Source organism: Blastococcus sp. SYSU DS0753, assembly GCF_054051175.1.
The window spans coordinates 80,192-92,413 of record NZ_JBJHAT010000004.1; the positions used below are offsets into that span (position 1 = coordinate 80,192).

A 12,222-nucleotide genomic window follows, 5' to 3' on the forward strand; every position below is an offset into this window, starting at 1 on the left:
GGTGTCCCTGGTCGACCTCCTGCTCATCATGCTGGCGCTGCTGTTCGCGCTGTCCGGGTTCCGGCAGGGCCTCCTGGTCTCGGCCACCTCGATCGTCGGCTTCCTGGCCGGGGCGGTCCTCGGGGCCCAGCTGGCGGGGCCGGTGGCCGACCGGATCGACGGCTCCAGCGTCAGCCGGGTCTTCGCCGCGCTCGTGGTGGTGCTCGCCGGCGCGCTGCTGGGCCAGATCCTGGCCGGGGCCGCGGGCCGGGCGCTGCGGTCCCGCGTCACGTGGGAGCCGGCCAAGATGGTCGACTCCGTGGCCGGCGCGGTCGTCTCGGCGGCGGCGGTCCTGCTGGTCGCCTGGATGGTCGCCTCACCGCTGGCGAGCTCGCCGTTCCCCGAGGTGGCCGGCCAGGTCCGCCAGTCGGCGCTGGTGCAGGCCGTGGACCGGGCGGTCCCCGACGAGGTCCGCACCGTCTACGAGGACCTGCGGGAGGCGATCGACCGGAGGGGGCTGCCCGACGTCCTCGACCCGCTCACCCCCACCCAGGCGCGCGACGTCCCGGCGCCCGACCCGGCGCTGCAGGAGAGCGCGGTGGTCGCCTCGGTGCAGGGGTCCGTGGTGCGGATCCGTGGGGTGGCGCCGTCCTGCTCCCGGCAGATCGACGGGTCCGGTTTCGTCTACGCGCCGGAGCGGGTGATGACCAACGCCCACGTGCTGGCCGGCGTCACCGCGCCGGTGGTCGTCGCCGAGGGCAGGGAGTACGACGCGATCCCGGTCGTGGTCGACGAGGAGATCGACGTCGCGGTCCTCGCGGTGCCGGGGCTGCCGCAGGTGCCGCTGTCGTTCACCCCGCAGCCGGCCGATTCGGGCGACGACGCGATCATCATGGGCTACCCGGGAGGTGGACCGCTGTACGTCGGTGCCGCCCGCGTGCGGGACCGCGGCGAGATCAGCGGTCCCGACTTCCGCAACACGCAGACCGTCGTCCGCGACGTCTACGCCCTGTACGGACAGGTGCGCGCCGGCAACTCCGGTGGCCCCCTGTTCGCCCCCGACGGCAGCGTCCTCGGAGTCGTGTTCGCCTCGGCGATCGACGACCCGCAGACCGGCTACGCGCTCACCGGACCGGAGGTCGCCGCGGCCGCCGATGCGGGCAGCGTCGCGCGCACCGAGGTGGCGACGGGCTCCTGCGAGTAAGAGGACCCCGCTGCTCCCCACCACTCGCTTCGCTCGTGCCGGGTCCCTGCAGCGGGGCCGTTCCAGCGGGTCACTTGGCCCAGTCGGCGATGGCCCGGGTGACCTCGTCGGGGGCCTCCTCCTGCGGGAAGTGGCCGACCCGGGGCAGCTCCCGCCACTCGTAGGCCCCCGCCACGTAGCGGCCGGACCCGCGCGCCGTACCCGGCAGCACGTACGGGTCGAGCGCACCGTGCAGCTGCAGGGTGGGCGCCGTGATCGGGGCCGCCATCCGCCGGGCGTACCGGAGACCGTCGGGCCGCAGCTGGGACCGGCCGGCCCAGCGGTAGTACTCCATCGCCCCGTACGCGGCCTGCGGGATGCGCGCCGCCGCGCGGTAGCGGTCCACGGCCGCCGCGAACTCCGCGGTGCGCGCCCACTCCGGCCCGGCCCAGCGCTGCATCAGGTCGGCCACCGGGTCGTCGTCGACCCGGGTCAGCCGCCGTTCGGGCAGCCGGGGCACCTGGAAACCGAGCGCGTGGCGCATCGCCCGGCGCTGGCGGCGGTCGGCCATACCGGCCCGCAGCAGCCGGGGGTGGGCCATCGACACCACGACCAGCCGGCGGACCACCCGCGGGTGCAGCGCGGCCGCCGTCCAGCCCAGCAGGCCGCCCCAGTCGTGGCCGACGACGACCGCATCGCGTTCCCCGAGCGCCCGCACCAGCGCCGCGACGTCGGCGGAGAGGGTCGGCAGGTCGTATCCGCGAGGTGGCTTGTCGCTGGCCCCGTAGCCGCGCAGGTCCGGCGCGACGACCCGGAACCCCGCCCCGGCCAGGGCCGTGAGCTGGGCGCGCCAGGTCCACCAGAACTGCGGGAAACCGTGGAGCAGCAGCACGAGCGGCCCGTCACCGGCCTCCGCCGTGTGCAGCCGCACCCCGTTCGCGGAGATGTCGCGGTGGGTCCAGGGCCCCGGCAGCAGCACGCTGACGGCGTCGGGACGGCCGTCCGGAGGGACGGTCACCGAGTCAGACCCGGTAGGTCTCGTTGCCGCGCAGCTCCACCTTGCCGCCGTTCACCACGGGGACGTCGCGGTGGCGCGCGCCGGGCGCCTCGCGGTGCATCACCTCGGGCAGCTCGCGCAGCGACTCGATCGTCCGCTCGGGCTTCTCGATCTTCTTGATCAGCCGCTTGCCGATCAGTGCGAGCACGCCGGCGACGAGCAGCAGCACGACCCAGACGATGAGGTAGGACAGCCAGCGGGGCACGCCCAGCGCGGTGAGCCCCTCGGCGAGGGCGATGAAGAGGAAGAACATCGAGAAGCCGGCGACGACGCCCGCCGCGCCGAACATCCCGCCGCCGATGGCGCCCTTCTTCGCGGACGTGCCGATCTCGGCCTTGGCCAGCTCGATCTCACCGCGCACCAGCGTCGAGACGTCGGCCATCGCGCTCTGCACCAGCGTGCCGATCGAGGGCTCGGCCGCCGCGCTGCTCCCGTCGGTTCGGGTCGTCGACACACTGTGGGCCACGGGTGGCTCCTCCTTCGGTGGAACTGCTGGTCGGGACGATCGTGCCCCATGGCCAGCGGGACCGCGTCCCGGTGCCTGCAGACGCGGTGGGGCGGGAGGGCATAGGAGGCTCTACCTGCGTGCCCGGGGTCCGAGGCGCAGGTAGAGCTTCCTATGTCTGGGAGGTCAGCCCTCCGCGGGAGTGGCGGGCAGCTTCTCCTTGATCATGTTCATCACCGACGAGTCGGTCAGCGTGGTGACGTCGCCCAGCTCGCGGTTCTCGGCGATGTCGCGCAGCAGCCGGCGCATGATCTTCCCGGACCGGGTCTTGGGCAGCTCCTGCACCACCATGATCTGCCGCGGCTTGGCGATCGGGCCGATGTCCTTGGCGACGTGCGTCTTGAGCTGCTGGACCAGCTCGTCGCCGGAGTCCTCGGCGTTCCCCCGGAGGATGACGAACGCGACGATGCCCTGGCCGGTGGTCGGGTCGCTGGCCCCGACGACGGCGGCCTCGGCGACCGTCGGGTGGCCGACCAGCGAGGACTCGACCTCGGTGGTGGAGATGCGGTGGCCCGACACGTTCATCACGTCGTCGACCCGGCCGAGCAGCCAGATGTTGCCCTCGGCGTCCTTCTTCGCGCCGTCACCGGCGAAATAGACGTTCTTCCCGAAGCGCGACCAGTAGGTGTCGACGTACCGGTCGTCGTCCCCCCAGATCGTGCGCAGCATCGACGGCCACGGCTCGGTGAGCACGAGCAGCCCGGTGGAGTCGTCGGTGAGCTCGTTGCCCTCGTCGTCGACGACCTTGGCGGAGATGCCCGGGAACGGGTGCTGGGCGGAGCCGGGGGTGAGGGTGGTGACGCCGGGCAGGGGCGTGAGCATGTGCGCCCCGGTCTCGGTCTGCCACCAGGTGTCCATGATCGGGCAGCGGCCGCCGCCGATGTGCTCGTGGTACCAGAGCCAGGCCTCGGGGTTGATCGGCTCGCCGACCGAGCCGAGCAGCCGCAGGGAGGTCAGGTCGAAGCCGGCCGGGACCTCCTCGCCCCACTTCATGAACGTGCGGATGACCGTGGGCGCCGTGTAGAGGATCGTGACGCCGTACTTCTGGATCAGCTCGAACCAGCGGCCGCGGTGCGGGGTCTCGGGTGTGCCCTCGTACATCACCGAGGTGGCGCGGTTGGCCAGCGGCCCGTAGACGATGTAGCTGTGGCCGGTGACCCAGCCGACGTCGGCCGCGGTCCAGAAGACGTCGGTGTCGGGCTTGAGATCGAACGTGGCCCAGTGGGTGTAGGCGACCTGGGTGAGGTAGCCGCCGGACGTGTGCAGGATGCCCTTCGGCTTCGCCGTCGTCCCCGACGTGTACATGATGTACAGCGGGTGCTCGGCGTCGAAGAACTCGCACTCGTGCTCGGCGGACTGCCGGCCGACCACGTCGTCCCACCACAGGTCGCGGCCCTCGGTCCACTCCACGTCCTGCTCGGTGCGCTTGACCACGACGACGTTGCGGACACCGGGGCTGCGGCCCACCGCGTCGTCGACGGCGGGCTTGAGGGCGCTGGGGGCGCCGCGGCGGTACCCGCCGTCGGCGGTGATGACCAGGACGGCGCCGGCGTCGTCGAGCCGGCTCGCCAGGGCGTCGGCGGAGAAGCCGCCGAAGACCACCATGTGCACCGCGCCGATCCGGGCGCAGGCGAGCATCGAGATGATCGCCTCGGGGATCATCGGCAGGTAGATGGCGACCCGGTCGCCGGCCCGCACACCGAGCTCGGTCAGGGCGTTGGCGGCCCGGCAGACCTCGTCCTTGAGCTGGGCGTAGGTGATCGTCCGGGTGTCGCCCGGCTCGCCCTCCCAGTGGTAGGCCACCTGCTCGCCGTGGCCGTCCTCCACGTGCCGGTCCACGCAGTTGTAGGCCACGTTGAGCCGGCCGCCGACGAACCACTTCGCGAACGGCGGGTTGCTCCAGTCGAGCACGGTGTCCCACTCCTGGTCCCAGCTCAGCCGTCGCGCCGCGGACTCCCAGAACGCCAGCCGGTCGCGGGCGGCCTCCTCGTACACCTCGGGGCCCACGTTGGCCTGGGCGGCCAGGGCCTCGGGCGGCGCGAAGGTCCGGCCGTCCAGCTGGGGCGTCTCGCTCATGTGGTCCTCCCGGGTCCGGTGCCGCGGTGGGCCCGCGGCCGTGCAACGTGTGCCACGACACACCGTATGGCGGACAGTGCTCCGGCGTCTGCCCCACGCGAGCCCCCGAGCGACGACCGGCCACACTGGGCCGGTGAGCGGTCGCCAGGCGCAGGTCGCGGCCCGGATCCCGGGTGCGGCGGCGCTCGGCCTGGTGCCCCCGGAGGGCGCCCCGGTCGTTCCGGCGACCGCGTTCGCCGACCGGGTGTGGCTGACCGACCTGCTCGCCGGCCGGGCCCGCGGCGGCAGCCGCCGGGTGCACGCCACGGTGTGGTGGTACTCGGCCTCCGCCGTCCTCCTGGCGCCGCTGCTGGCCGGGCTCGCGGTCGGGCGTCCGCTCTCCGGCCGCCTCCCCGACGTCGCCGTCGCCCTGAGCCCGGGCGGTCTCCCGCTCGCCGCCGTCTCCTCGCGGGGGGACGACGACCCGGCGGCGGGGCTCCGCGAGACGCTCGGCGACGTCGTCCCCGCCCTGGCGGACGTCGCCGGGATGCGCGAGCGGCCGCTCTGGGCGATCGCCACCGACTCGCTGGCCAACGGGCTGCTGGGCCTCGGCCGCGCGCTGGGCGACGTCCCGGCGGTGACCGCGCTGGCCGCGCCGCTGGCCCGGGCGGTCGGCGCGCCGCTGCCGGCTCCCCGCTACGTCGACGTCGGCGGTGCGCGGTTCACCGCCCGGGTGTCCTGCTGCCTGGTGGACCGGCTGCCGCCCGGTGCGAGGTGCCTGTCCTGCCCCCGCCGCCCCCCGGCGGAACGGCAGGTGCTCCTCGAGGACGCGGCCACCCGGCTGCCGGGCTGATCCGTCGCTGTCGGTGCCGCGACGACGTCGCACCGCGAGGCTTCGCGCGAGATGATCGACGGAGGCGACGAGAGCGGAGGTCAGCGATGCCCGTGATGCCCGCCGCGTTCCTCGGCCACGGCAACCCGATGAACGCGCTGGAGAGCAACCGCTACACGGAGGCCTGGCGGGCCTTCGGGCGGTCGGTGCCCCGGCCCCGGGCCATCCTGGTGATCTCCGCCCACTGGTACGTGCAGGCGACCGCGCTCACCGCGATGCCGCGGCCGCGCACCATCCACGACTTCTTCGGCTTCCCGCGGGAGCTGTTCGACGTCCGGTACGAGCCCCCGGGCCTGCCGGAGCTGTACGACGAGGTGGCCGACATCGTGCACCCGACGTGGGTGGGGGCCGACCTCGACAGCTGGGGCATCGACCACGGCGCGTGGTCGGTGCTGGCACACGCCTTCCCCGACGCCGACGTCCCGGTGGTGCAGCTGTCGATCAACGCGCTCAAGTCCTTCGACTACCACCTCCAGCTCGGGGCGGCGCTGGCGCCGCTGCGCGAGGACGGGGTGCTGGTCATCGGCAGCGGCAACGTCGTCCACAACCTCGGCGGGGTCAGCCGCGCGCTGCCGGACGCCGGGTTCGACTGGGCGCAGCGGTTCGACGAGGCGGCGAAGGAGTGCATGCTGACCGACCCCACCGACGTCGGCCGTCTCGACGGGCACCGCGACTTCGACCTCGCCGTCCCGACGCCGGACCACTTCCTGCCGCTGCTCTACGTGGCCGGCATGGCGGGCGCGACCGACGCGCCGGTGGACGTGCTGGTCGACGGCTACGCCTACGGCTCGCTGTCGATGACCGCCTACACCGTCGGCATGGACGCCCCGGAGGCGGCGGGGTCGGGCGTCGCTGCGGCGCTGCCCGACGGCCCGCCCCCGGACGGCGCCAACATCTGATGGACCACCGACCAGGCATAGGAAGCTATGCATGCGTTTCCGGCGCGAGAACGTATGCATAGCTTCCTATGCCCAGTGGGTCGCTATGCGGTGCGGGGTTCCTCGTCGGCGGGGCGGTGCAGATCGGTGATCCGGGGGAAGGGGCGCGTCGAGAAGACCGCCTCGACCGGTACGCCGAAGAACTCGGCGATCCGCAGGGCCAGGTGCAGGCTCGGGTTGTACTCGCCGCGCTCCAGGTAGCCGACGGTCTGGTAGTGGACGCCGAGGGCGTCGGCGAGCTCCCGCCGGGTCACCTGCTGCTCGGCGCGCAGCAGCGATATCCGGTTGTGGACGGCGTCGCCGGAACGGTCGCCGGCGGGGCGATCAGGAGCCACCGATCAGCGCACCCACTGCAGGGTGGCCTCCCGGGCCGCCTGCACCTGCGACCCGGACTGCCGGCGCGCCATCCGGCGCAGCACCCGGGGGGTGACCAGCGCGCCGAACACGGCCCAGGCGGCCAGGACCACGACGGTGAGGCCGGTGCGCCACGAGTCGCCGAGCTCGAGGGTCGCCGCCGCGTCGGGGAGGAACGCCGAGCGCAACCCCAGGCCGATCCAGTAGATCGGGAAGACCTGCGCCACGGCCTGCACCCACCCCCACATCAGCGTGATCGGGAAGAAGATCCCCGAGATCGCCGTGAGGACCAGTACCGGCAGCATGCCCCAGCTGCCCACCTTCTGCGTGCTCGGCACGACCGCCCCCAGGATCATGCCCAGCGGCAGCGTGGCCAGCAGCCCGAGCACGACCACCCAGGCGACGGTGAGCCACCCCGACGCGCCGCCGTGCATCAGCCCGTCGAAGAGCAGGAAACTCGGCACCAGCACGGTCAGCAGCGACGGGAACAGCGAGAGGGAGTGGTAGGTCAGCTGCCCGGTCACGTACCCCGGCATGCCGTGGGGGAGCGCCTTGTGCCGCAGCAACGTGCCGTCCTCGCGCTCCATGGCCAGCGCGAAGGCCGGACCGATCACCACACCGAAGGCCAGCAGCGCGCCGAGGATGCTGGGCAGCGCGTACGTCGGGTACATCAGCCCGGTGCCCTCGAGCTCGTTGTCCCGGTTGAACCAGAGGTAGAGCAAGGTGCCGACGGCGGTGAACAGGTAGAAGCCCTGGTCCTGCGGGCTGCGCAGGCTCAGGACGAACTCCGTCCAGCCCCGCTGGAGCCCCAGACCGATCGCGTGCCGGGTGGCGTTCATCGGGTGACCTCCTCCAGGACCGGGTCGGCCGGGCGGCCGGACTCGAAGCGCTGCACCATCGCCAGGTAGGTGTCCTCGAGGCTGGCGCGGCGGACCTCGAGGTCGGTGAGCCGGTCGCCGTGCTCCTCGAACAGCCGGCGGACGAAGGGGACGACGTCGTCGGTGGGGTGCACGTAGCGTTCCGCGCCGCAGGCCCAGCGCACCTCCGCCGTGCCGGCGACCTGGCGGGTGAGCTCGTCGGCGCTGCCGGCGGCGACGATCCGGCCGTGGGCCAGGATGAGGATCCGGTCGGCCAGCTTCTCCGCCTCGGCCAGGTCGTGGGTGGTGAGCAGGATGCTCGTGCCCTCCAGGTCGGAGAGCCGGTGCACCAGCTCGTGGAAGTCCCGCCGCGCCTGCGGGTCGAAGCCGGCCGTGGGTTCGTCGAGGAAGAGCAGCTCGGGCCGGCCGATGATGCCGACGGCCACGTCGAGCCGCCGGCGCTGGCCGCCGGAGAGGGTGCCGATCTTGCGGTCGGCGTGCTCGTCGAGGCCGACGGTGGCGATGAGCTCGTCGACGTCGTAGGGGCGCCGGCGCTCGGGTGTCGAGTAGGGCGTGAAGTAGCCGCCGAGCTGGGTGAGCAGCCGGCGCGGCGTCCAGCGGGCGTGGTCGCGCCAGGACTGCAGCACCACGCCCACCCGGGCCCGCCACGCGTCGCCCGCGGTGGCCGGGTTCTCCCCCAGCACCCGGACCTCCCCGGCCGAGGGCAGCCGGAAGCCCTCCAGGATCTCGATCGTCGTGGTCTTGCCGGCCCCGTTGGGGCCTAGCAGGCAGACGACCTCGCCGGGGTGGACCTCGAGGTCGACGCCGGAGAGGACTTCCTGCTCGCCGTAGGTCATCCGTAGCCCGCTGGTCCGGACGACCGGTTCACCTGCCGTGTCCCGCTGAGGACCCATACCGCCACACCCCTGTGCGCTCGTCGGTGCGGCCGATAGTAGGAGTACTACATCGAGAGCACAAGTGCATACGGAACGGCGGTGGCTCTCACGCCGTGTAGCGACTCACGTGCGAGTCGTAGCGACCCCCCGCGTGGACGAACGGATCCGCCACCGCGCCCGGAGCGCGCTCAGCGGGCATCCTGCGGAGGCCGACGTCGCGCTGGCCACCTGCGGCGGTGAGTTCGACGACGCTGCGGGGACCAGCACGGAGAACACCGTGGTGTTCGCGACGGTGGCCGACGGCTCCTAGGTGGCAGCGGTGAGCCCGGCCACCTCACCGACGACCCAGACCGCCGGGGGGCGGACTGCGTGCTCGGTGAGGGTGGCCGGGAGGTCGGCCAGGGTGGTGCGCAGCGACCGCTGGGTGGGGGTGGAGCCGTCGGTGACGACCGCGACCGGGGTGTCGGGTGCGCGGCCGTGCTCGACGAGGGCGGCGGCGATGGCGGGGGCGGTGTCGACGCCCATGAGGACGACGAGGGTGCCGCGCAGTGCGCCGAGGGCGGCCCAGTCGACCAGTGACTGGGGGTGGCCGGGGGGCAGGTGGCCGGAGACGACGACGAATTCGTGGGTGAGGCCGCGGTGGGTGACCGGGATGCCGGCGAGGGCGGGGACGGCGACGGCGCTGGTGATGCCGGGCACGACCTCGACGGGGATGCCGGCGTCGGTGCAGGCCTGGACCTCTTCGAAGCCGCGGCCGAAGACGAAGGGGTCGCCGCCCTTGAGACGGACGACGCGGCGGCCGGCGCGGGCGTGGGTGATCAGCAGGCCGTTGATGGTTTCCTGGGCCATCGAGCGGCCGCGGGGCAGTTTGGAGGCGTCGACGACCTCGACCTCGGGGGGGAGCGAGGCGAGCAGTGGCTGGGGGCCGAGGTGGTCGGCGACGACGACGTCGGCGGTGGCCAGCGCCTGCCGGCCGCGCACGGTGATCAGCCCCGGATCACCCGGGCCGCCACCCACCAGCACCACGCTTCCCGCGGGGGTCGGGCGTGCGGCGCGGTCGCGGATGCTGCCGTCGGTCAGCCCGGCGACGATCGCGTCCCGCACCCCGATCGCCCGCTGCGGGTCCCCGCCGCCGTGCACGCCCACCACCAGGTCGCCCTGCCGGCCGATCGCCGGGGTCCAGACGCTGGAGGCGGCGCGGTCGTCGGCGCGGGCGCAGAAGATGCGGGCGCGCTCGGCCTCCTCGGCCACCGCCGCGTTGACCGCCGGGTCGTCGGTGGCGGCGACGGCGTACCAGGCGCCGTCGAGGTCCCCGGGCCGGTAGGGCCGTCGGTGCCAGGTCGTGCTGCCGGCCGCGGCGAGCGACTCGAGCGCCGGGGTGACCTCCGGGCTGACCACCGTGACGCGGGCCCGGGCCTCCAGCAGACCGGCGACGCGCCGGTGGGCGACCCGGCCGCCGCCGACGACGACGACCGGCCGGTCGCGCAGCCGCAGGCCGACCGGGTAGACCGTGCCCGACTCGGGGGGCACCGGGGTGGCGTTCAGCGGATCTCCTCGGGGATGCGGGGGGCGGTCCCGGGGGCGGAGCCGGGCCCGTGCGTCCCCGCCAGGATCCCAGCGAGCGTTCCGGCGAACGCGCTCGAGGTCTGCGGATCCCGCACCGCGACCCGGAGGTGGTCGGTCGTGAGGCCCGGGAAGGTGTCGCCGCGGCGCACCGCCCAGCCGGCGTCCCGCAGCGCGGCGCGCACCCGCGCGCCGTCGGGCACGCGCAGGAGGACGAACGAGGAACGGGGCTCGGCGACCACCTCGACCGGTGCCGGCAGCGCAGTGAGCAGCGCCTCCCGGTGGGCGACCAGTTCGACGGCCGCGGCGCCGGCCTCGGCGCGCGCGGCCGGGGTGCTGCAGGCCACCAGTGCGGCGAGCGCGGGCGTGCTGACCGGCCACGGTGGCTGCTGGGCGGCCATCGCCGCGATCAGCTCCCGTGGCCCGAGGGCGTAGCCGACCCGCACCCCGGCCAGGCCCCAGGTCTTGGTCAGGCTGCGCACCACGAGGAGCCCGGGCAGGTCCGTGCGCCCGGCGAGGGACTCCGGCTCACCGGGGACGGTGTCGGCGAACGCCTCGTCGACCAGGACCACCCGGCCGGGGCGGGTCAGCGCCGCCACCCGGGCGGCCGGGTGCAGCACCGACGTCGGGTTGGTGGGATTGCCGAGGACGACGAGGTCGGCGTCGTCCGGGACGGCGGCCGGGTCGAACCGGTAGCCGTTCTCCGCGCGCAGGAGCAGCCGGGTGACCGGGTGCCCGGCGGCCCGCAGCGCGGCCTCCGGCTCGGTGAAGGACGGGTGGACGACGACGGCCTTCCGCGGTCGCAGTGCGCGGGCGAGCAGCACGAACGCCTCGGCGGCGCCCGCGGTGAGCAGCACCTCGGCGGGGTCGCGGCCGTGCGCGGCCGCGACCGCAGCCCGGGCCGGCGCGGCGTCGGGGTAGCCGGCGCTGTCGTCCAGCGCGCCGCGCAGGACGTCGGTCAGCCAGGCCGGTGGCGTGCCGGCCCGCACGTTCACGGCGAGGTCGACCAGGCCGGGCGCCAGCTCGGCGTCCCCGTGGTGGCGCAGATCGGTCACGTCTCCTCTTCGCGGTCGTCGGGCGGACCGCCATGAGACCACGGCCGTGTAACGGTCGCGTGGCGCGACTTGACGGATCGGAAAGCGACGAGCAGCCTTTCCGACATGGAAAGCGACGAGCGTGCGACGGATGCGACGAGGGCGGCGGCGGAGCTCGCCACCCTCCGGGCCCAGCGCGTGGCGCTGGCCGAACGGGTGGTCCAGCCCTGGTGGTACGACGTGCTCCTCGGCGTGCTCGTCTTCGCCTTCCTGGGCAGCTACGCGACCCACAACTGGTGGCTGATCGGCGGCGCGGGGCTGGTGTTCCTCGCCGGCTGCTGGGGGCTGGTGACCGTCTACCGGAGGCTCACCGGCATGTGGGTCAACGGCATGCGGCCCGGTCCGACCCAGCGGGCGACGACGGTCTGGTTCTGGTGCTGCGTCAGCTGGGTGGTCGCCGCGTGCCTCGACGCCTTCCTCGACCTGCCGGAGCTGCTGCTCGGGGTGTCGGCGGCCTGCGGCGTCGCCGTCGCGCTGGTGAGCCGGTGGTGGACGCGCATCTACGCCGCCGAGCTCCGCGGCGAGTTGTGACCGCCGTCGAACCGCGCTTCGACCCGGTCGTGCACGCCCCGCCGCGGCTGCAGGTGTGCGGGCTGCTCGCCGTCGTCGACACGATGGACTTCGCCGCCGTCCGCGAGCAGGTCGGCGTCAGCGACTCGGTCCTCTCCAAGCACGTCAAGCAGCTGGAGGCGGCCGGGTACGTGACGGTCCGCAAGGTCACCCGCGCGTCCCGGGTGCGCACCAGCCTGGCCCTGACCCCGGCCGGCCGGGCGGCCTTCGACGCCCACGTCGCCGAACTGCGGCGGATCACCGGCGGCTGAGTCCGCCCTCGGGGCGGTGCGCCCGACT

The 12,222-nt window shown here is 74.1% G+C and carries 14 protein-coding genes; 6 read left to right on the forward strand and 8 right to left on the reverse strand.

Features of this window, described 5'->3' with window-relative positions; genetic code table 11:
• Nucleotide 1: 1 nt before the first annotated feature.
• Entirely contained in the window at nt 2-1,183 is a 1,182-nt protein-coding gene (locus ACI799_RS05110) for a MarP family serine protease (RefSeq protein WP_456595791.1), read from the forward strand.
• Between the two features lie 70 nt (nt 1,184-1,253).
• Here ACI799_RS05110 and ACI799_RS05115 read toward each other — a convergent pair whose 3' ends face one another.
• The 3 genes from ACI799_RS05115 to acs form a co-directional block, all read right to left on the reverse strand.
• Entirely contained in the window at nt 1,254-2,180 is a 927-nt protein-coding gene (locus ACI799_RS05115) for an alpha/beta fold hydrolase (RefSeq protein WP_456599035.1), read from the reverse strand.
• 4 nt (nt 2,181-2,184) lie between these two features.
• The gene (locus tag ACI799_RS05120; RefSeq protein ID WP_456588197.1) at nt 2,185-2,685 is read right to left on the reverse strand and encodes a phage holin family protein; all 501 of its coding nucleotides are present in this window, start codon (nt 2,683-2,685) and stop codon (nt 2,185-2,187) included.
• Between the two features lie 165 nt (nt 2,686-2,850).
• Nucleotides 2,851-4,800, reverse strand: a complete 1,950-nt coding sequence (gene acs / locus ACI799_RS05125) for an acetate--CoA ligase (RefSeq protein ID WP_456588196.1) — start codon at nt 4,798-4,800, stop codon at nt 2,851-2,853.
• A 133-nt stretch (nt 4,801-4,933) separates the two neighbouring features.
• On the opposite strand from acs, the gene ACI799_RS05130 reads away from it, so the two are divergent.
• Nucleotides 4,934-5,632: a (2Fe-2S)-binding protein gene (locus tag ACI799_RS05130; protein WP_456588195.1), complete on the forward strand. Its 699-nt coding sequence runs from the start codon at nt 4,934-4,936 to the stop codon at nt 5,630-5,632.
• A gap of 86 nt (nt 5,633-5,718) precedes the next feature.
• Nucleotides 5,719-6,570, forward strand: a complete 852-nt coding sequence (gene ygiD / locus ACI799_RS05135) for a 4,5-DOPA-extradiol-dioxygenase (RefSeq protein WP_456588194.1) — start codon at nt 5,719-5,721, stop codon at nt 6,568-6,570.
• 83 nt (nt 6,571-6,653) lie between these two features.
• Here ygiD and ACI799_RS05140 read toward each other — a convergent pair whose 3' ends face one another.
• Genes ACI799_RS05140 through ACI799_RS05150 form a run of 3 tightly spaced genes read right to left on the reverse strand, consistent with a single transcriptional unit; the run spans nt 6,654 to nt 8,677 of the window.
• The gene (locus ACI799_RS05140) at nt 6,654-6,944 is read right to left on the reverse strand and encodes a helix-turn-helix transcriptional regulator (RefSeq protein WP_456588193.1); all 291 of its coding nucleotides are present in this window, start codon (nt 6,942-6,944) and stop codon (nt 6,654-6,656) included.
• Between the two features lie 3 nt (nt 6,945-6,947).
• Nucleotides 6,948-7,802, reverse strand: coding sequence for an ABC transporter permease (locus tag ACI799_RS05145; RefSeq protein ID WP_456588192.1), 855 nt, complete (start codon nt 7,800-7,802; stop codon nt 6,948-6,950).
• A complete protein-coding gene (locus ACI799_RS05150; protein ID WP_456588191.1) occupies nt 7,799-8,677 on the reverse strand; it encodes an ABC transporter ATP-binding protein in 879 nt (292 codons plus the stop codon). Before ACI799_RS05150 ends, ACI799_RS05145 begins: the two co-directional genes overlap by 4 nt.
• A gap of 190 nt (nt 8,678-8,867) precedes the next feature.
• On the opposite strand from ACI799_RS05150, the gene ACI799_RS05155 reads away from it, so the two are divergent.
• A complete protein-coding gene (locus ACI799_RS05155; protein WP_456588190.1) occupies nt 8,868-9,026 on the forward strand; it encodes a hypothetical protein in 159 nt (52 codons plus the stop codon).
• On the opposite strand, the gene cobA is transcribed toward ACI799_RS05155, so the two are convergent.
• A complete protein-coding gene (gene cobA, locus ACI799_RS05160) occupies nt 9,023-10,246 on the reverse strand; it encodes a uroporphyrinogen-III C-methyltransferase (protein ID WP_456612557.1) in 1,224 nt (407 codons plus the stop codon). The genes ACI799_RS05155 and cobA overlap by 4 nt on opposite strands.
• 11 nt (nt 10,247-10,257) lie before the next feature.
• Complete coding sequence (gene cobC / locus ACI799_RS05165) at nt 10,258-11,376, reverse strand: Rv2231c family pyridoxal phosphate-dependent protein CobC (protein WP_456612558.1); 1,119 nt, start codon at nt 11,374-11,376, stop codon at nt 10,258-10,260.
• Between the two features lie 63 nt (nt 11,377-11,439).
• On the opposite strand from cobC, the gene ACI799_RS05170 reads away from it, so the two are divergent.
• Complete coding sequence (locus tag ACI799_RS05170; protein ID WP_456599039.1) at nt 11,440-11,904, forward strand: hypothetical protein; 465 nt, start codon at nt 11,440-11,442, stop codon at nt 11,902-11,904.
• On the forward strand, nt 11,901-12,194 hold the full coding sequence (locus ACI799_RS05175; RefSeq protein WP_456599040.1) for a transcriptional regulator: 294 nt from the start codon (nt 11,901-11,903) through the stop codon (nt 12,192-12,194). Before ACI799_RS05170 ends, ACI799_RS05175 begins: the two co-directional genes overlap by 4 nt.
• The last annotated feature ends 28 nt before the right edge of the window (nt 12,195-12,222 follow it).

What these genes read in the sequence shown, in the direction of transcription:
- ygiD (WP_456588194.1), top strand. Translation starts at nt 5,719, where the DNA reads ATGCCCGTGATGCCCGCCGCGTTCCTCGGCCACGGCAACCCGATGAAC.
- acs (WP_456588196.1), bottom strand. Translation starts at nt 4,800, where the DNA reads ATGAGCGAGACGCCCCAGCTGGACGGCCGGACCTTCGCGCCGCCCGAG.
- ACI799_RS05150 (WP_456588191.1), bottom strand. Translation starts at nt 8,677, where the DNA reads ATGACCTACGGCGAGCAGGAAGTCCTCTCCGGCGTCGACCTCGAGGTC.
- ACI799_RS05145 (WP_456588192.1), bottom strand. Translation starts at nt 7,802, where the DNA reads ATGAACGCCACCCGGCACGCGATCGGTCTGGGGCTCCAGCGGGGCTGG.
- ACI799_RS05170 (WP_456599039.1), top strand. Translation starts at nt 11,440, where the DNA reads ATGGAAAGCGACGAGCGTGCGACGGATGCGACGAGGGCGGCGGCGGAG.